Source organism: Streptomyces sp. NPDC059002, from assembly GCF_042740435.1.
Lineage (GTDB): Bacteria > Actinomycetota > Actinomycetes > Streptomycetales > Streptomycetaceae > Streptomyces.
In genome coordinates, this window is sequence record NZ_JBHYJI010000008.1 from 150,362 (window position 1) to 169,960 (window position 19,599).

The following is a 19,599-nucleotide window of genomic DNA, read 5'->3' on the forward strand; positions in this document are numbered from 1 at the left end:
CCCACCACCTAGAAAAACACCACCTCCGGCGGGGCCTCCTTCTTTTGTTTATACCCCCCCCCCACACCCCCCCCCCCCCCCGCGAAAACAACACCAAGGGGGCCCCCCCCCACACACGCGGGGCGGCCCCACTTTGAACTGCTAAAGGCCAGAGGCCAGATCAGCCCGCGAGGATCGCTCGCGCAAGCTTCGCCGTCTCGGTCGGCGTCTTGCCGACCTTGACGCCCGCAGCCTCAAGCGCTTCCTTCTTGGCCTGCGCCGTGCCGGAGGAGCCGGAGACGATGGCGCCGGCGTGGCCCATGGTCTTGCCCTCGGGCGCGGTGAAGCCGGCGACGTAGCCGACGACCGGCTTCGTCACGTTGGCCTTGATGTAGTCCGCCGCGCGCTCCTCCGCGTCGCCGCCGATCTCGCCGATCATGACGATCAGGTCGGTGTCGGGGTCGGCCTCGAAGGCCTCGAGGGCGTCGATGTGCGTGGTGCCGATGACCGGGTCGCCACCGATGCCGACGGCCGAGGAGAAGCCGATGTCACGGAGCTCGTACATCATCTGGTACGTCAGCGTGCCGGACTTCGAGACCAGGCCGATGCGGCCCGGCTTCGTGATGTCGCCCGGGATGATGCCGGCGTTGGACTGGCCCGGGGTGATGAGACCGGGGCAGTTCGGGCCGATGATGCGGGTCTTGTTGCCCTTCGACTTCGCGTACGCCCAGAAGGCGGCGGAGTCGTGGACGGCGATGCCCTCGGTGATGACGACGGCGAGCGGGATCTCGGCGTCGATCGCCTCGACGACGGCGGCCTTGGAGAAGGCCGGGGGCACGAAGAGGACGGAGACGTTGGCGCCCGTCTTCTCCATGGCCTCCTTGACCGTGCCGAAGACCGGGACGGACGTGCCGTCGAAGTCGACCTCGGTGCCCGCCTTGCGCGGGTTCACGCCGCCGACGATGTTGGTGCCGTCACCCAGCATGAGCTTGGTGTGCTTCATGCCCGTGGCACCGGTCATGCCCTGGACGATGACCTTGCTGTCCTTGTTGAGGAAGATAGCCATGGCTGTTCTTTCCCTCGTCCCTTACTTCGCGGCCGCGAGCTCGGCGGCCTTGTCGGCCGCGCCGTCCATGGTGTCCACACGCTGCACGAGCGGGTGGTTGGCGTCGCTCAGGATCTTGCGACCCAGCTCCGCGTTGTTGCCGTCGAGGCGCACGACCAGCGGCTTCTCGACCTTCTCGCCCTTCGAGGCGAGCAGCTCCAGGGCCTGCACGATGCCGTTGGCGACCTCGTCGCACGCGGTGATGCCACCGAAGACGTTGACGAAGACGGACTTGACGTCCGAGTCGCCGAGGATGATCTCCAGGCCGTTCGCCATGACCTCGGCGGAGGCGCCGCCACCGATGTCGAGGAAGTTGGCGGGCTTCACGCCGCCGTGGTTCTCACCGGCGTACGCGACGACGTCGAGGGTGCTCATGACGAGACCCGCGCCGTTGCCGATGATGCCGACCTCGCCGTCGAGCTTGACGTAGTTGAGGTTCTTGGCCTTGGCGGCAGCCTCGAGCGGGTTGGCTGCGTCCTTGTCCTCGAGGGCCTCGTGCTCCGGCTGGCGGAAGTCGGCGTTGGCGTCCAGGGACACCTTGCCGTCCAGGGCCAGGATGCGGCCGTCCTTGGTCTTCACCAGCGGGTTGACCTCGACGAGGAGCGCGTCCTCGGCGACGAAGGTGTCCCACAGGGTCACCATCGCCTCGGCGACGCCCTCGGCCACGTCGGCCGGGAACTTCGCCTGGGCCACGATCTCGCGGGCCTTCTCGATGTCCACGCCTTCGACGGCGTTGACCGGGACCTTCGCGAGGGCCTCGGGGGTCTTCTCCGCGACCTCCTCGATGTCCATGCCGCCCTGCACCGAGGCCATGGCCAGGAAGGTGCGGTTGGTGCGGTCGAGGAGGTACGAGACGTAGTACTCCGCCTCGATCTCCGGGGACAGCTCGGCGATCATCACCTTGTGGACCGTGTGGCCCTTGATGTCCATGCCGAGGATGTCCGTCGCACGAGCGACTGCCTCGTCCGCGTCGGCCGCCAGCTTCACGCCGCCGGCCTTGCCGCGGCCACCGACCTTCACCTGCGCCTTGACGACCGACTTGCCGCCCAGTCGCTCGGTGGCCTCGCGCGCCGCCTCAGGCGTGTCGATGACTTCACCGGCCAGCACCGGTACACCGTGCTTGGCGAAGAGGTCCCTCGCCTGGTACTCGAACAGGTCCACGCGCGTCCGTCCCTTATCCGTGATCTCGCTGCGATCTCGCTGCTTTGGTGTCAGCTGTCTGCGTGGGCGTGCCGCGGAGGGCAACGTGACTGCGCTGTCACAAGGGAGGCGTAGGACGGAGTCCGGTACGCGGCATGTCCGTCTCGCAGGTTATCGCCGTGGGACGTAGGTCCCTAAATCGCAGATCACATTTGGGCGGTGATGACTGTCACAGATCACGGCTTCGCGGGCCGGGGGGCGGCCCCTGCTGCGTCAGGGGCCGCCCGTTTGCTCCAGTTGCTCCCGCGATCAGGCGGTGTGCAGGTAGCCCGGCGTGATGTCACCGGTCACGCCCTGCACGCCGGTGACGGCGTTGCCCGCGAGCGCCTGCGCGTCGGGCGCGACGGTCCCGGCCAGATCCTGCGCGAACGGCTGCACCTGCGAGACGACTCCACCTGCGAACGGCTGCACCTCACTGACGACCCCGCCTGCGAAGGGCTGGACCTCACTGACCACACCCTGCGCGAAGGGCTGCACGTCGCCGACGACCCCCTGCGCGAAGGGCTGGACCTCACCGACGACCCCGCCCGCGAACGGCTGCACGTCGCCGACCACGCCCTGCGCCAGGTACGACACGTCCCCGACGGCCTGCTCGGCGACCGGCACGACACCGTCGACGGCGGTGGCGGCGACGGGCGGCAGCACGGAGTCCGCCGTCTGCCCGACCACGGGGGTCGCGGCCGCGGTGGCCGCCTGGACGTGACCCGGGGCCTGCGCGACGGTGCCGTCGAGGTCCGGGGCGAAGGCGGAGAGGGGACCGAAGAGGTAGTCGATCTCGTCGACGTCGCCGATGCTGTCGACGTTGCTGACACCGTCGACGGCGCTGATGCCGTCGATGCCGCCGATGCCGTCGACGGAGCCGACCGGGCCGAGTGCGTCGGCCGAGGGGAGCTTGCCGTCGGTCGAGGGCAGCTTGCCGTCCGTCGAGGGCAGCTCACTGCCGTACGAGGGCAGCTTGCCGTCGACGTACTGGCGGGCCTGGTCCGGGGTGACCCGGGCGGCGTCGGCGTCGACGGCGTCCACGTCGACGGACTTCACCTTCGCGGCGGCACCGGTCGCGGCCTTCTTGGCCTGGCCCACGGCGGAGCCCTCGGTCACCGAGGTGACCTCGGTCACCGAGGTGACCTTGCCCTTCGCCTCGGACACCTTGCCCCGCACATCGGTGACGTCACCGGTGACGTCCGGGACATCGCCCTTGACGTCCTGGACCGCCTCGGACGCCTGGTCCGGCACCGCGATGGAGTGCTGGGGCAGCTCGTCCGCGCTGGCGACGGCGGAGCCGAGCGCCCAGGCCCCGGTGACACCGGCGGCTATGACGATGGAACGGCGGATGTTCTTGTTCATGCTTGCGTCAGATCCTTCGAATTCATGCTCTGGCTGTGGATCCGGCCCCGGGGCGCACACGAGGTGCGCAGGGACCGGCGGGCAGACCTGTTCCGCCCCCGCGCGGCAGGTCATCGCGGGGAAAGGGCTGCCCTAGCCAGGGAATTCGGGAATGTCCCGGTGTCTGTCGCGGGTCGGCGCGGACTCCGGGGAGAGCCCGGGCCCGGCGAGGAGCCGCACCGGCGCACGGCCGTCGAGCGCGGCGGCATGCAGATCACCGTGCCGCGCCGCACCGCCGTCACCGACGGTCGCACTGCCGAAGGCCCCACTCGGGTCGACCGGTACGGGCAGGGGCCCATGCCCGGTGCCGTACTCGCCCACGACCGCACCATGGCGCACATCGCCACGCCGGTCCGCACCGGAGCCGGGCCGCCAACTCCCCGTCCCGTACGAGACGTCGGCCCGCGGTGCGGTGGAGTGCCCGGACCGGTGCTTGCCCTCGTGCACGACGGACGGCCTGTCACCGCGATCCGGCGCGCCGTCCGGAGCGGGCGCCGGTTCGGCCCCACTGCCCGAGCCGTCACCGGAGCCCGGCAAGGGCTGCGCGGGCAACAGCTCCGACGGATCCGGCGCCTCACGCAGCGCGCCGGTCACCCGATGCACGACCTCACCGACGGGCCGTACGACGGGCTCGGTGACCGGCTCCACGGCCGACTCGGCAACCGGCTCAGCGACGTGCCGCACCGTACGAGCAACGGGCTCGGGGACTGGTTCGGAGCCCGGTCCGGCGTCCGGTTCGGAGTCCGGTTCAGAGGCCGGTCCGGCGTCCGGTTCAGAGCTTGGTCCGGCGTCCGGTCCGGAGACTGGTCCGGCCTCAACCCGAACCTGCTCCAGTGCGGAGCCACCGCCCACGGGCCCGTCCGCCGCCTGCGCCCGCTCCCCGAAGAGAAAGCCGAGCACGAGCAACCCACCGAGCAGCAGCACCACTTGCAGCGCACGCCGCCCGGCCACCGTGCGCACGACGCGCGCGGCGGCACCGGTCGGAGCGGCTACGGAAGCGGAAGTCACGGCGGGGGAGGTCCTCTGGGGGCAGGAAGGATGTCCGCGTCACGGCGGCGGGAGGCACCGCACAGCACGGCGGCAGGGCGGAACGCATCGCTCCGCGGGTGAGGCGCGACGATCCTCGCACGGGACTCCCGCCGTCGCGCAAGTCCCCTGTTACCGATGCGTATTCATGTCCGGTTCCCCGCTGTCGTGTCCGGTATGGGAAGAGGGCGCCTTTCGATCGCCGCCGCCATCACCTCGGGGAAGAGGTCCGGTGTACAGGCGAAGGCCGGTGCGTCGAGGGCCGCGAGCGCCGCCGCGTGCTCGCGGTCGTACGCGGGTGTGCCCTCGTCGGAGAGCGCAAGCAGCGTCACGAACTGCACCCCGGACGCCTTCATCGCGGCGACCCGCTTCAGCATCTCGTTCCGTATGCCCCCTTCGTAGAGGTCGCTGATCAGGACGACGACCGTGTCGGCGGGCCGGGTGATCTGCGACTGGCAGTACGCGAGCGCCCTGTTGATGTCGGTCCCGCCGCCCAACTGCGTGCCGAACAGGACGTCCACCGGGTCGTCGAGCTGGTCGGTCAGGTCGACGACGTTCGTGTCGAAGACGACCAGCCGGGTGTTGAGCGACCGCATGGAACCGAGCACCGCGCCGAACACCGAGGCGTACACGACGGACGCGGCCATCGACCCCGACTGGTCGATGCAGAGGATGACCTCCTTCTTCACCGACTGGGCCGCCCTCCCGTACCCGATGAGGCGCTCGGGGACGATCGTCCCGTGCTCCGGCAGGTAGTTCTTGAGGTTGGCCGCGATCGTGCGGTTCCAGTCGATGTCGTGGTGGCGCGGCCTGCTGACGCGGGCGCTGCGGTCGAGGGCGCCGGTGAGCGTGGAGCGGGTCCGTGTCGCGAGCCGCTTCTCCAGGTCATCGACGACCTTGCGCACGACGGCCCGCGCGGTCTCCTTCGTGGTCTCGGGCATGGCCTTGTCGAGGGAGAGCAGCGTCCCCACCAGGTGGACGTCCGCCTCGACGGCCTCCAGCATCTCGGGTTCGAGGAGCAGCGTGGAGAGCCCGAGCCGCTCGATGGCGTCGCGCTGCATGACCTGGACGACGGACGAGGGGAAGTACGTCCGGATGTCCCCGAGCCAGCGCGCCACGGACGGCGCGGATCCGCCGAGCCCCGCCGAACGGCCCCGCCCCCGCGTGTCCTTCTCGTCCCCTCCCCCGTACAACGCGGTGAGCGCGCCGTCCATCGCCGCGTCCCGCCCGGCGAGCCCGCACCCCGTGCCCTCCGCGTCACCCCCACCCAGCACAAGCCGCCACCGCCGCAGCCGCTCATCCACCACGCCACTCATCGGCCCACCCCCACAAGGCTGTTGTCACAATCCCCACCCGAGCCGACCGGCCCGCCTCCCGTACCCGAGCCACCCGGCCCACCGCCCTCCCCCGAGCCGACCGCCTCACCGCCCTCCCCCGAGCCGGCCGCCCGCTCACGGTCCCGCCCCGGGCCGCGCGGACCGCCGTGCTCGCCCGGGCCGACCGGACCGCCGCCGTCATCCGAGCCGACCAGCCCGCCCTCCGCACCCGAGCCGAGCAGCAGCTCGACGACCGCCAGGACGGCATCCGCGCGCGCGGTGTCCAGCTCCGGGGCGAACCCGGGAACCCCGGCCACCCCCACGGCCTCCGCGCCCCCTTCCCCGCCCGGCCCGCGCCGCACCAGCTCCCCCAACGTCCGCCGCACACCCGGCTCGTACGCCGAGAACGTGCGCCGCAGCAGTGGCAGCACATCGGTGAACGCGTCGTCGGACACACCGCTCAGCCAGTCGTCGACCAGCCCGAGCAGCCGCTCGTCATGCACGAGCAGCATCCCGCCGCCCGACGCGCCCCCGACGAACCCCTCGATCCACGCGGCACCTTCGGCGGGCTCGCTCCCCCGGGAAAGCGCGAGCCCCATGAGCCGGGCCACGTCCTCGCCCGCCAACTCCCCACCGTCCAGCAGCAGCCGCACACTCCGCCCTCGCACGACTCCGGCGACGCCTTCCCGCCGGGCGAGCACTCCCAGCACGGAATGCCACCGCGCCGGAACACCGACGGAGCCGTCCGCGGGAGGTGCCAACTCCCCCAACAGCCCCACGGCCTGGTGAACGGCATCGACATGCCCCCGCATGTCCAGCGCCGCATCCGCGTCGAGCCCCACGCAGGCAGGCGGCAACCCCACGAAGACCCGCTCCGCGAGCCCGAGGGCCACATCGCCGAGAGCCTCCGTGCTGGTCCCCCGCACATCCCCGTACCGAAGGGACCGCACCAGCGCGGGGAGCGCCTGCGCAAGGTGCCCCACGTCCGCGTCCAGCGCCGCCCGGTCCGCGAGCACCCGCATCACCACGGGCAACGCGTCCGGCAGTTCGGCCAGCAGACACCGCTCGGCGAGCGCGGTGACATCCGCGAGGGCGACCGCCTCGACCGCATCGGCCGACGCCCTGCCCGTGGCCGCGCCGAGAACCGTGGTCCCCCACACCCCCGCCTCCGCGACCCGCACCGAAAGCTCCGGCTCCCAGCGCAGCCGCCAGGTCTCCCGGAACGTGCCCGTGCTCCCCCGGGACGCGGCCGGCTCGCCCCATCCGATGCCGAGCAGCCGCAGCCGGTGCAGCAGCGTGCTGCGCGCGGCGTCCGTGTCCTTGCGGAGGTCGAGCTCCAACTGCCGCTCCAGCGCCTCCGGTTTGAGCCGCAGCCTGCGCTGCAGACGCGTGAGGTCGCGCTGCAGCGGCACCGCGGGCGCCGACTCGGGGACCTCCCCCAGTACGTCCCCTACGACGAGCCTGTCGTGCACGAGTCCGATCGGCACGTCGGAGCCCTCGCACATCACCGCCCGTACGGCGTCGGTCGCCTCGGTGAGCCCCGCCAGCGGCCGCCCGCGCATCGCGGCGAGCGTGTCGGCGAGCCGCACCGCCTCGATGACGTGCGCGGACGACACCGGCCTGTCCTCGGCGCGCAGCAGCCCCGCGACCTTCGTCATCCAGCGCTCGACGGGCCGGTCGGGGGCGCTGAACAGATGCCCGTACCACCCAGGTGACGTGATCCCCGCGCCGTACCCGCTGGTGCGGGAGAGGCGACGGTGGGTCCAGGGCACCCACGTCATCTCGGCCTTCACCTTGGGCAGGCCCTTGAGCAGTGCCCGGTCGGCGGCCACCGTGACCTTCTGCCGCAGCGCGGGCACGTGCCAGGCGCCGCACACCACGGCGACCTCGTCCGGCCCGAACTCCTTCTGCGCGGCCCGCAGTTGAAGCCGCATATAGGCCTCGCGCTCCAGGTCGCACCCGTGCCCGCCGTCCCCGTACTCCTCGCGCAGCACCGTCATCGCGTCGCCCAGCGCCTCGAACGGCGCGAACGCGTCGCCGCCCGGCCCCCGGTGCTCGACGACGTCCTCCCACCAGCGCTCGGGATCGTCGTACCCGGCGGTCTCGGCGAGAACGGCGATGGGATCGATCCGCACGTCGCCCCGACTCCCGCCCGCTCCCCCGGGCCCCCGCTCCTCCCCGCCGTCGCCCTCCGCGCCCACCTCGTCCTCCTGCGGGCCCGCGCACCCCTCCCCCTTCTCCTCGCGCTCCTCCTCGGCCCGCAGGGCGAGCGAGTGCGTCGCCGGCAGGTCGATGAAGCGCACCGGCACGCCCTGCCCAAGAGCCCACTGGATGGCCACCCACTCCGGGGAGAACTCCGCGAGCGGCCAGAACGCCGAACGGCCCGGCTCGTCCACCACGTGCGCGAGCAGTGCGACCGGCGGCCGCATCCCCTCGTCGGCGGCGAGCCCCACCAGGGCGTCGGCCTCCGGCGGCCCCTCGACGAGGACGGCCCGGGGGCGCGCCTCGTCGAGTGCGGCCCGCACGGCGCGCGCGGAGCCGGGGCCGTGATGCCGCACCCCGAGCAGCAACGGCTCCCGCGCCGCCGTCATGCGCTCACCTCACGGCAGGCACGGTAGAAGTCCTTCCATCCGTCGCGCTCGCGCACGACCGCTTCCAGGTACTCCTGCCAGATGACACGGTCCGCCGCCGGGTCGCGCACGACGGCGCCGAGGATTCCGGCCGCGACGTCGCCGGGGCGCAGCACTCCGTCTCCGAAGTGGGCCGCCAGGGCGAGTCCGTTGGTGACCACGGAGATCGCCTCGGCGGTGGACAGCGTGCCGCTGGGCGACTTCACCTTCGTACGCCCGTCGGCCGTGACGCCGTCGCGCAGCTCGCGGAAGACGGTGACGACACGCCGTATCTCGTCGAAACCCTCGGGCCCGGTGGGCAGTTCGAGCGACCGGCCGAGCTGGTCGACGCGGCGCGCGACGATGTCGACCTCGGCGTCGGCGCTCTCCGGCAGCGGCAGGACGACGGTGTTGAAGCGGCGGCGCAGGGCGCTCGACAGGTCATTGACACCACGGTCGCGGTCGTTGGCGGTGGCGATGAGGTTGAAGCCGCGCACGGCCTGCACCTCCTGCCCCAACTCCGGGATCGGCAGGGTCTTCTCCGACAGGATCGTGATCAGCGTGTCCTGTACGTCGGCGGGGATGCGGGTCAGCTCCTCGACCCGCGCCGTCATGCCCTCGGACATCGCGCGCATGACGGGGCTCGGCACGAGCGCGTCGCGGCTCGGCCCGTGCGCGAGCAGCTGCGCGTAGTTCCAGCCGTACCGGATGGCCTCTTCCGGGGTGCCCGCCGTGCCCTGCACGAGCAGCGTCGAGTCACCGCTAACCGCGGCGGCCAGATGCTCGGACACCCATGTCTTGGCCGTGCCGGGCACGCCGAGCAGGAGCAGTGCGCGGTCGGTGGCGAGCGTGGTGACGGCGACCTCGACGATGCGGCGCGGCCCCACGTACTTCGGTGTGATCACAGTGCCGTCGGGCAGGGTGCCGCCGAGCAGATACGTCGCGACGGCCCAGGGCGAGAGCTTCCAGCGGGCGGGCCGCGGCCGGTCGTCCTGCGCGCCGAGCGCGGCCAGTTCGTCGGCGAACGCGTGCTCGGCGTGCGGCCGCAGGGCCTCCGCACCACTCGCGGGCCCGGACGCGGAATCGGTCGTGGAATCGGACTGGTTCGCGTTCGCGGACGTCGTCGAGTCGACGGAAACGGTCATGGAGCGATCCCCCTCCAGCTCGTCCGGGCACATCTGGCCCGGATGTGGTTCCACCGTGCACCACGCCACTGACAATCGCCCCTCGCAAGCCGCTGACCTGCACGGACAGTCACAGCCCAGCCGATTGTCAGTGGCGGCACCTACCTTCGAGACATGACTCAGCAGGGGGTGCGCTGGACGGCGGATCAGGTGCTCGCACTGGCTCCTGACGCGCCGTCACGCAAGGCGGGAAGCAAACTCGGCGTCGCCGGCCCATGGTCGGAGGCGGGCAGTTCTGGCGAGGGGACGGTGTGGGGACTGTGCAAGGGCAGTGGCAGCAAGCCGTATCAGACGGTCGTCGACATCACGTTCGCGGGGGACTCCGCGGGACCGGCGTACAAATGCAGTTGTCCGAGCCGCAAGTTCCCGTGCAAGCACGCGCTCGGCCTGCTGCTGATCTGGGCGGGCCAGGACGGCACCGTGCCGGAGGGAGAGCCGCCGGCCTGGGCCGATGAATGGCTGACGGCACGCCGCAAAAGAGCGGAGAACAAGGCGAGTTCGGCCCCATCGCCCGCCGCGGCCGCCCCCGGGGCGGCGCACCGTCGCGCCGAGAAGCGCGCCGAGCGGATCACGGCGGGCGTGACGGAGCTCGAGCAGCGCCTGTCCGACCTGCTGCGCGGCGGCACGGCCGCGGCCGAACAGGCGGGGTACGGACAGTGGGAGGAGACGGCCGCCCGCATGGTCGACGCGCAGGCTCCAGGACTGGCCGCCCGCGTGCGGGAGTTGGGCGCGATCCCCGCGTCCGGACCCGGCTGGCCGGTGCGCCTGCTGGAGGAGTGCGCGCTCCTGCACCTCCTCGACCAGGGCTGGCTGCACCGCGACGGACTGCCGGACGAGCTGGCCGCCACGGTCCGCACACGCGTCGGACTGCCCGCACAGCCCCAGGGCCCGCCGGTCCGGGACCACTGGCTGGTCCTCGCGCAGTACGACACGGCGGACAGCAAGCTCACCACGCGCCGCATATGGCTGTACGGCACGGACTCCGGCCGCACGGCGCTCCTCCTCTCCTACGGTGCGGCAGGCCGCGCCCCCGCCCTCACCCTGCCGGTCGGCCTCGCGCTCGACGCCGAACTGTCGGGATACCCGGGGCAGCTGAGGGCCGACCTGGGCGAGCAGTTCACCACCCCGGCACCCACCCGGCTGCGCCCTCCGGGCGTCCGCGTGTCCGAGGCGACCGCCCACTACGGAGAAGCCCTGCGCAAGGACCCCTGGCTGGAGTCGCACCCGGTGACGCTGTCCGAGGTGATACCGACACCGCACAAGGAGACCTGGCAACTCACCGACCCCGACGAGGACTTGGCCCTCCCCCTCACCCCGGCAGCGTCCGCACGCCCCGGCCTGTGGCGTCTGGTGGCGCTGTCCGGCGGCGCACCGCTCACGGTCTTCGGCGAGTGCGGCCACCGCGGCTTCACCCCGCTCGCGGCCTGGCCGAAGGACGCGGAAGAGACGGTGCCGCTGTGCTGACACCGGAACAGACACTCCAGGAGGTACGGATGCCCGCACTCACGCCCTGGGAGGAGCTCGTCACCGCGGCCCTCCTCGGCACGGACCGCCGCACACTGGGCACCCCCGGCAAGGAGGCACCGCTCGCCCTCCTCGACGCGGCAGCGGCACAGACCGTGCGCCGCAGGGCAGGCCTGCGCCCCGCCCCCGCGACCGCACCGCCCGAACCCGCGGCGGACGACCCCAGGCCCCCGGTGCCGCCCGCGGCCAGGCGTCGGCTCGCGGCACTGCTCACCGACCAGTCCGGCTCCGGCAGCGGCGGCCGACGCGGCGCGGCGCCCGACCTGATGGAACTCCTGCCCCAGTGGCTGTCCCTGGCCAACGCGCGGGGCTACGCGGCACCGCCGGAGCTGCTGCCCGCCCTGCTCAACGCGGCACGCGGCCGCACGGACCTGCGCCCCCAGGCCCTCACCTTCGCGGGCCCCCGGGCCCTGTGGCTGGCCCGACTCAACCCGGACTGGAAGTTCGCCCTGCGGTCCACGCCGGGCGGCGGCGTATCGCTCCCCTCCCCCGACGACACGGCGAACGTCCAACAGCTCTGGGAAGAGGGCCTGTTCGCGGAGCGGGTGGCCCTGCTCACCACGCTCCGGGAGCACGACCCGGAGGCGGCCCGCACCCTGCTCGCCGCCACCTGGCAGACGGAACGCGCGGAGGACCGCCTGATGTTCCTCGACTCCCTGCGCACGGGCCTCTCCCCGGCCGACGAGCCATTCCTGGAACAGGCCCTCGCCGACCGCAGCCGCAACGTCCGCTCCACGGCGGCCGAGTTGCTGTCCGCACTCCCCGGTTCGGCCCTGTCAGGACGGATGGCGGCCCGAGCGGCTTCCTGCGTGGCCGTGGACCATGTGGCGAGCACGCCGACCCTCACCGTCGAGACGCCGCACGAGTGCGACGCGGCCATGGAACGGGACGGCGTCGTCCCCAAGCCCCCCACCGGCCGCGGCGAACGCTCCTGGTGGCTCGGCCAGTTGGTGGACTCGGCCCCGCTCTCCGGCTGGCAGTCCCGCCTCGGCAACCGCACTCCCGCCGAGATCGTGGCGCTCCCCGTGGCCGACGACTGGCGGAGCGAGCTGCACGCCGCGTGGTGCCGTGCGGCCGTACGCCAACGGGACGCGCCCTGGTCCAGGGCCCTGCTCGGCCCGCCCGCGTCCCCCGACGCGGCGGGCCCGGGCGCGGTCTCCCTCGCCGAACGCGCAAAACTCCTGGCCGCCCTGCCCGCGCCCGAACGCGCCGACTGGGTAGCCGGTTTCATAGCCGCGCACGGCCTGTCGGAAGCCTTCCAACTCCTGGGAGGCTGCGCGGTCCCCTGGGCCGAACCCCTGGGACGCGCTGTCGTCGACTCCCTGAACATCGCCCGGGACGCCGGAAGTTACCCCTGGAGCTTCAGCGGCGTCATGGGCCTCGCGGAACGCTGCCTGGACCCGGCCGAAGCGGTACGCCTGGACGCCCTCACCGCCATCCCCGACGAACCAGAAAACGCCTCCCCCGGCGCGGGCAGCTACTGGTCCGAAGCGTTCCAACGCCTGGTGACCACACTCCGCCTCCGCGCCACCATCCACACCGAACTGACCCCCACCCCCCACTGACCCCTCGACCTGCACCGGGCTTACGCCTTCGTCAACGACCACCGGCGACGTGAGCGTGCCCACCCACCCCCGGGCCCGCGGGAGAAGCAGAGCGGCACCCCACCGCCCCGCACCCGCAAACGCTCGCGAGGGGACGTGGGGGTATGTGCGCACGGAGCACCTCGACCCACGCTGACGGCAAACACTGACGGAGACATCAAGCACGGGATAGCGAGTACGCACATACCCCCACGGCCCCGCCCCACAGCCAAACCCAAGGCGAGACGCCCACCCAGGCGCCCCCGCCAGAAGCCCCTACGCCCCGGCGGTCTCCCGAACATTCGCCCGAACCCACTCCACGATCGCCGCAGTAGTAGCCCCAGGCGTAAAGATCTCCGCGACACCCTTCTCCTTCAGCGGCGCAATATCCGCCTCCGGAATGATCCCGCCCCCGAACACCTTGATGTCCTCCGCGTCCCGCTCCTTGAGAAGCTCAATCACGCGCGCGAACAACGTGTTGTGCGCCCCGGACAGGATGGAGAGCCCGATCGCATCGGCGTCCTCCTGGATCGCCGTGTCCACCACCTGCTCGGGCGTCTGGTGCAGCCCGGTGTAGATGACCTCCATGCCCGCGTCCCGCAGCGCCCGCGCAATCACCTTGGCCCCACGATCGTGCCCGTCGAGCCCCGGCTTGGCGACCACCACGCGGATCGGCCCGGCTGCCACACCCATCACTGCCTCCATGTACCGAGTACCGATTCCTGTACCCACGGATTCCTGTACCCACGGACCCCCGCACCGCACAAGCAGCCGGGGCAAGTGAACGAACGTTATCTCCAGCATCCCGCACCCGGCAGTTTCGCGGTGGAGAGCGAGGGGGAAATCACACGTTGGGACACGTTCGCTGCGCGCCGCTCCGTTACCCAGGGGCTCACGCTCCGCATCCGGACCCGGCGCGAGGGGAGCCGCAACGAGATCGCCGGACCACCACGCCGGCAGCCGCACGGCGTGGTGGTGCGGTGCATCGGCGACGCACGGGGGGCCCAGAGCGCACCGCCAAGGAGCGCAGCGCGCCACCACAGGGGCACAGACCAGAAACGCCCCACCGCAAGCCGACTCCTCGCTCTCGACTCCCCCTAGGGCACACGGGGGACAGAGCCGTCCTCCCGTGCGCCAATCGGGAGGTCGACGATGCCGGTCACAGGGGTCCAGCCCTTTCTTCACCCCTTTCGCCAATTCAGCACGCTGTTACCAAAACTCCCCACCGCACAAGCCCTCCGGGCACTACAGGCACTACAGGCCCTCCCACCCCTGGCCCCCCTCGCCTCCCTCCTGCCCCACCCCCGCGCCCTCCCTCTCCCCCGCCTCCGCCTGCCGTCGAAGGTCGCAGGCATCTCCGTGACCTTCCTGAAGGCGACCGCCCTGGAGCTGGCGATCCTCACGGGACACCTCCTCCTCTATCCCTCGGGCGTCACACAGGAACGCAGGGTGGCCCCCGTCCAACCGCCCCCGGACGCCCCGCGCCTCCCCCCTGACAGCAGGCCCCCGGCCCTCCTCCTGCACGGCTTCATCGACAACCGCTCCGTCTTCGTCCTGCTCCGCCGCGCCCTGGCCCAGCACGGCGGACGCCATGTGGAGTCCCTCAACTACTCGCCCCTCATCTGTGACATCCGCACCGCCGCCGAACTGCTCGGCCGCCACATCGAGGAGATCTGCGAGCGCACGGGCCACACCCGGGTCGACATCGTGGGGCACAGCCTCGGCGGACTGATCGCCCGCTATTACGCGCAGCGCCTCGGCGGCGACGTACGCGTACGCACGCTGGTCACCCTCGGCACCCCGCACGGGGGCACGCGTGTCGCGCCGCTCGCGGACGCGCACCCGATCGTCCGGCAGATGCGCCCGGGCTCCGAGGTGATCGAGGAACTGAAGGAACCGGCACCGGACTGCCGCACGCATTTCGTGAACTTCTGGAGCGATCTCGACCAGTTGATGGACCCCTTGGAGACGGCCTGCATCGATCACCCCGACCTGACCGCGCAGAACGTCCGGGTCACCGGAATCGGCCATCTCGCGCTTCCGGTGCACCCCGCGGTCGCGAACGGCATCATTCAGGCACTCGATCTGGCGAATCCGGGGGCGCATGCCAAAGGCGCTCCGGGCGGTTTGACGGTCGCCTGACGCCGAATCCGTCGAACGAACTTCGAACGCAGGGCCAAGGCTGCGCCCGCAGTCCGCCGAAAGACGGCCGAATGCCCGTTTCCTGAGACCACGAAACCTGCCGAAGATTGTCGCGCCCGTATACCGCCGGGTACAGTCGCCGCACTGCTCCGCCCCTGCTGCCGAGGCGAAAGAGAAGTTGGTGAACGACCGTCACCCGTCGGGGAGCTCGACTCCCCCGCCCTCGGCACCCGGCGCCGACTACGCGCACTATGCGACGTACGACCAGCACAGCGCCCAGCCGCACGGGTACGACGCCTACGCCACCGGCAGCTTCAGCACCGGGAGTTTCGACACCGGCAGCTTCGCCGCCGACCCGCTCTTCGGGAACATGCCCGGCGGCCAGAGCCCGTACGACACGGGCCAGTGGGCGACCACGACCGGCACCCAGCAGACGCTGAACTACGACGCGTACGCGGCGCAGCACCACGCCGCCACGTACGACACCGGCAGCTACGACACCACCGCGATGTGGGCGACGGGCGGCTATCAGCAGCTCGCCGACATCCCCTCGCAGCCGGGCCCCGACGCCACCGGCCAGTGGGACGCCAGCGCGTGGAACCAGGCGCCGCAGACCGGCCAGTGGGAGACGCAGACCTTCGACACGGGGGCGTACGACGCGACCGCGTGGAACTCGGCGGGCCAGACGTACGAGTCACCCGAGCCCCATGCGCACCCCGAGCCGCACGAAGCGCCCCAGTCACACGAAGCGACCCAGGCGTACGAGCCCGTCGACCCGTACGAGCCCACGAGCGCCTACGAGTCGGCGGCCGCGTACGAACTCACCGATCCGTACGACCTGACCGGCAACCACGCCGAAGGCCACCCCGGCCCGTACGAGGCCGAAGCCGCGTACGAGGACGACGAGCCGGTCGCGGAGTCCCGGAGCACCGGGGCCGCGGCCCGCACCCCCCGCGCCGGCCGCGGAGGCCCGGGCGGCGGCCGCTCGAAGGCCCGCCGCCGCACCCCCGCCAAGCGTTCGGCGCTCCTCACCGTCGCCGTGCCCTCGGCCTGTGTGATGGGCGTCGCGGGTGTCGCCGCCGCGTCCGTGGGCAACTTCGGCGGGGACGACGGCAAGGACACGACGGCGTCCGCCCCGGACCCCACGTCCGTGAAGCCGTCCGCCGCCAACAACAAGCTGGACACCCAGCTGGCCAACCTCTCCGCGGACGCAGGCGACTTCGCGGACCGCGCGAGCCGCACGCAGGAGCGCATCGACCTCAAGGCCCAGAAGGCGGCCGCCGAGAAGAAGGCGGCCGCGGAAGCGGCGCGCAAGGAGCGGCTGCGCCCCAAGTTCGCGCTGCCGGTGGCGCAGCGGGGCCTGAGCGCGTACTACGGCCAGGCGGGCGTCAACTGGATGTCCGCGCACTCCGGAATCGACTTCCCGGTGTCGTACGGCACGGAGGTCAAGGCCGCGACCGACGGAACCGTGTCCACGAAGTGGAACAGCGCCTACGGCAACATGGCGATCGTGACCGCCAAGGACGGCACGGAGACGTGGTACTGCCACCTCTCCACGCACAAGATCTCCAGCGGCCCCGTGAAGGCGGGCGAGACCATCGCCTTCTCCGGGAACTCCGGCAACTCCACGGGCCCGCACCTGCACTTCGAGGTGCGTCCCGGCGGCGGCTCGGCGATCGACCCGCTGCCGTGGCTGCGCAGCCACGGACTCGACCCGACGTAACTCGGGCTCGGCGCACGCCACACAGCAGCCCACCTCACGAAGCGCCACATGCCCCGAGGCTGCGAGTCCCCTGGGCCCCGCAGCCCCCGCCCCAAGAGTCATCCGCCCCGCAGGGCTACAGCTTCTCCACCGGTGCGTACCGCAGCAGCAGCCGCTTCGGCTTGGGCTCGCCGAAGTCCACCGTCGCCTCGGCGTTCGCACCCGATCCCTTGACGCCGACCACGGTCCCGAGGCCGAACTGGTCGTGCGTGACCCGGTCGCCGACCGCGAGCGCGACCACGGGCTTCTCCGTGGCGCGACGCGTGGCGAAGCCCTGCGCGCCTCCGGAGCGCGACCGCGAGGAGGACAGCGACGAGGCGATGCCACCGGCCGGACCCGACGAACCGGACGACGCCGGGGCGCCGATGGACCCCGTCCGCTTCCAGTCCAGATGGGTGTCCGGAATCTCTTCGAGGAAGCGCGACGGCGGGTTGTACGAGGGCTGGCCCCAGGCGCTGCGCATCGAGGACCGCGTCAGATAGAGCCGCTCACGCGCGCGCGTGATGCCCACGTACGCGAGGCGCCGCTCCTCCTCCAGCTCCTTGACCTGGCCCAGCGAGCGCATGTGCGGGAAGACGCCGTCCTCCATGCCTGTCAGGAACACCACGGGGAATTCGAGGCCCTTGGCGGTGTGCAGCGTCATGAGGGTGATGACTCCGGAGCCGTCGTCCTCCTCGTCCGGGATCTGGTCGGAGTCGGCGACGAGGGCGACGCGCTCCAGGAAGTCGGAGAGCGAACCGGCGGGAGCGGCTCCTTCCGGAACACCCTCCGGAGCGGCGCCACCGGCAGCGTCGGCGCCCTCCGCCGCACCGTTCTCCTGCTCGAACTCCAGCGCCACTGCGGCGAGTTCCTGGAGGTTCTCGATGCGCGTCTCGTCCTGCGGGTCGGTGGAGGACTGCAACTCGGCGAGATAGCCGGTCCGTTCGAGCACGGCCTCCAGGACGACGGCCGGTCCCGCGCCCGATTCGACGATGGTCCGCAGCTCTTCCATCAGCGTGTTGAAACGCTTGACGGCGTTCGCCGAGCGGGCCGCCATTCCGTACGCCTCGTCAACACGGCGCAGCGCCTGCGGGAAGGAGATCTTCTCGCGCTGCGACAGTGCGTCGATCATCGCCTCCGCGCGGTCGCCGATGCCCCTCTTGGGGACGTTGAGAATGCGCCGCAGCGGCACCGCGTCCTCGGGGTTGGCGAGCACGCGCAGATACGCGAGGACGTCGCGGACTTCCTTGCGCTCGTAGAAGCGGACGCCGCCGACGACCTTGTAGGGCAGGCCGACGCGGATGAAGATCTCTTCGAAGACACGGGACTGGGCGTTCGTGCGGTAGAAGATCGCGACGTCGCCGGACTTCGCGTCGCCCGCGTCCGTGAGGCGGTCGATCTCGTCGGCGACGAACTGCGCCTCGTCGTGCTCGGTGTCCGCGACGTATCCCGTGATGCGGGCGCCCGCGCCCTGGTTGGTCCACAGGTTCTTCGGGCGGCGGCTTTCGTTCCGCTCGATGACCGCGTTCGCGGCGGTCAGGATCGTCTGCGTGGAGCGGTAGTTCTGCTCCAGGAGGATCGTCGTCGCGTCCGTGTAGTCCTCCTCGAACTGGAGGATGTTGCGGATGGTGGCGCCGCGGAAGGCGTAGATGGACTGGTCCGCGTCACCCACCACGCACAGCTCGCCGGGGTCGTCGTCCTCGCCTCCGGAGGGGCCGACCAGCTCGCGCACCAGGGCGTACTGGGCGTGGTTCGTGTCCTGGTACTCATCGACCATCACGTGCCGGAAGCGGCGCCTGTAGTGCTCGGCGACGTCCGGGAAGGCGCGCAGGAGGTGGACCGTCGTCATGATCAGGTCGTCGAAGTCCAGTGCGTTCGCCTCGCGGAGGCGCGACTGGTACATCGCGTAGGCCTGGGCGAGGGTCTTCTCGAAGCCGTCGGCGGCCTGGCTCGCGAAGTCCTCCTCGTCGATCAGCTCGTTCTTCAGGTTCGAGATCTTGGCGCTGAAGGACTTCGGCGGGAACTTCTTCGGGTCGAGGTCCAGGTCGCGGCAGACCAGGGCCATCAGACGCTTGGAGTCGGCGGCGTCGTAGATCGAGAAGGAGGACGTGAAGCCCAGCTTCTTGTACTCGCGGCGCAGGATGCGGACGCAGGCGCTGTGGAACGTCGACACCCACATCGCGTTCGCCCGCGGTCCGACGAGCTGCTCGACGCGCTCCTTCATCTCGCCCGCGGCCTTGTTCGTGAAGGTGATCGCGAGGATCTGGCCCGGGTGCACGCCGCGCTCGGCGAGGAGGTACGCGATGCGGTGGGTCAGCACGCGGGTCTTGCCGGATCCGGCGCCGGCGACGATGAGCAGCGGGGAGCCCGCGTGCACGACGGCCGCGCGCTGGTTCTCGTTCAGACCGTCGAGGAGCGTCGCCGGGTCGATGACCGGGCGCGGGGCACCGTCGCGGTAGTGCGCGTCCCGGGTCATGGGCGCGTCGAACTTCCCGTCGAACAGATCGTCCGGAATGGGCTCCGGAGCACTGTCCTCGGGCGGCGGCGGGGGCTCTTCGTCCGTGGTCCGGGAAGGCTGCAGGTCCGCCAGGAAGCTGTCATCAAAGAGGCTGCTCATCGCCTCCCGAGTCTAGGCGGCCCCACTGACAACCCGCCCCGGGTTCCGGCCACCTTCCTCCGGCGACCGCCCGCCTACTCCGCGCCCATGGACGATCACACTCCGCGTCCGCAAGGCATGCCCGCGTCAAGAGCCTCGTAAAGTCACGAAAATGTATCGGGCATATCGAACATCAACCTTCACACGGACC

General features: G+C 71.5%; 13 protein-coding genes. 4 read left to right on the forward strand and 9 right to left on the reverse strand.

What is annotated here, in order from left to right; genetic code table 11:
* Positions 1-160 precede the first annotated feature (160 nt).
* The 7 genes from sucD to ACFWZ2_RS10525 form a co-directional block, all read right to left on the reverse strand.
* Complete coding sequence (gene sucD / locus ACFWZ2_RS10495; RefSeq protein ID WP_358710412.1) at positions 161-1,045, reverse strand: succinate--CoA ligase subunit alpha; 885 nt, start codon at positions 1,043-1,045, stop codon at positions 161-163.
* A 21-nt stretch (positions 1,046-1,066) separates the two neighbouring features.
* Complete coding sequence (sucC, locus tag ACFWZ2_RS10500; RefSeq protein ID WP_384544434.1) at positions 1,067-2,245, reverse strand: ADP-forming succinate--CoA ligase subunit beta; 1,179 nt, start codon at positions 2,243-2,245, stop codon at positions 1,067-1,069.
* Between the two features lie 288 nt (positions 2,246-2,533).
* The gene (locus ACFWZ2_RS10505) at positions 2,534-3,628 is read right to left on the reverse strand and encodes a hypothetical protein (protein ID WP_384544436.1); all 1,095 of its coding nucleotides are present in this window, start codon (positions 3,626-3,628) and stop codon (positions 2,534-2,536) included.
* Positions 3,629-3,760: 132 nt separating this feature from the next.
* Positions 3,761-4,675 (reverse strand): hypothetical protein, encoded by a 915-nt coding sequence (locus ACFWZ2_RS10510; RefSeq protein WP_384544438.1) that lies wholly within the window; start codon positions 4,673-4,675, stop codon positions 3,761-3,763.
* A gap of 164 nt (positions 4,676-4,839) precedes the next feature.
* Positions 4,840-6,009: a VWA domain-containing protein gene (locus tag ACFWZ2_RS10515; RefSeq protein ID WP_384544440.1), complete on the reverse strand. Its 1,170-nt coding sequence runs from the start codon at positions 6,007-6,009 to the stop codon at positions 4,840-4,842.
* Positions 6,006-8,600: a DUF5682 family protein gene (locus ACFWZ2_RS10520; protein ID WP_384544442.1), complete on the reverse strand. Its 2,595-nt coding sequence runs from the start codon at positions 8,598-8,600 to the stop codon at positions 6,006-6,008. Before ACFWZ2_RS10520 ends, ACFWZ2_RS10515 begins: the two co-directional genes overlap by 4 nt.
* Positions 8,597-9,763 (reverse strand): AAA family ATPase, encoded by a 1,167-nt coding sequence (locus ACFWZ2_RS10525; protein ID WP_384544444.1) that lies wholly within the window; start codon positions 9,761-9,763, stop codon positions 8,597-8,599. Before ACFWZ2_RS10525 ends, ACFWZ2_RS10520 begins: the two co-directional genes overlap by 4 nt.
* A gap of 153 nt (positions 9,764-9,916) precedes the next feature.
* Here ACFWZ2_RS10525 and ACFWZ2_RS10530 point away from each other — a divergent pair, with 153 nt between their 5' ends.
* Both ACFWZ2_RS10530 and ACFWZ2_RS10535 read left to right on the forward strand, forming a co-directional pair.
* Positions 9,917-11,266, forward strand: coding sequence for an SWIM zinc finger family protein (locus ACFWZ2_RS10530; protein WP_384544446.1), 1,350 nt, complete (start codon positions 9,917-9,919; stop codon positions 11,264-11,266).
* A 29-nt stretch (positions 11,267-11,295) separates the two neighbouring features.
* Positions 11,296-12,891 (forward strand): DUF5691 domain-containing protein, encoded by a 1,596-nt coding sequence (locus ACFWZ2_RS10535; RefSeq protein ID WP_384544448.1) that lies wholly within the window; start codon positions 11,296-11,298, stop codon positions 12,889-12,891.
* A 294-nt stretch (positions 12,892-13,185) separates the two neighbouring features.
* Here ACFWZ2_RS10535 and ACFWZ2_RS10540 read toward each other — a convergent pair whose 3' ends face one another.
* Positions 13,186-13,602 carry a cobalamin B12-binding domain-containing protein gene (locus ACFWZ2_RS10540; protein WP_384544550.1) on the reverse strand — a complete coding sequence of 139 codons (417 nt, stop codon included), beginning with the start codon at positions 13,600-13,602 and terminating at the stop codon, positions 13,186-13,188.
* Positions 13,603-14,061: 459 nt separating this feature from the next.
* Between ACFWZ2_RS10540 and ACFWZ2_RS10545 the strand changes: the two genes are divergently transcribed.
* Positions 14,062-15,051 (forward strand): lipase family alpha/beta hydrolase, encoded by a 990-nt coding sequence (locus ACFWZ2_RS10545; protein ID WP_384544450.1) that lies wholly within the window; start codon positions 14,062-14,064, stop codon positions 15,049-15,051.
* 181 nt (positions 15,052-15,232) lie between these two features.
* Positions 15,233-16,774 carry a peptidoglycan DD-metalloendopeptidase family protein gene (locus ACFWZ2_RS10550; protein ID WP_384544452.1) on the forward strand — a complete coding sequence of 514 codons (1,542 nt, stop codon included), beginning with the start codon at positions 15,233-15,235 and terminating at the stop codon, positions 16,772-16,774.
* 115 nt (positions 16,775-16,889) lie between these two features.
* On the opposite strand, the gene pcrA is transcribed toward ACFWZ2_RS10550, so the two are convergent.
* The gene (gene pcrA / locus ACFWZ2_RS10555; protein ID WP_384544454.1) at positions 16,890-19,409 is read right to left on the reverse strand and encodes a DNA helicase PcrA; all 2,520 of its coding nucleotides are present in this window, start codon (positions 19,407-19,409) and stop codon (positions 16,890-16,892) included.
* Between the last annotated feature and the right edge of the window lie 190 nt (positions 19,410-19,599).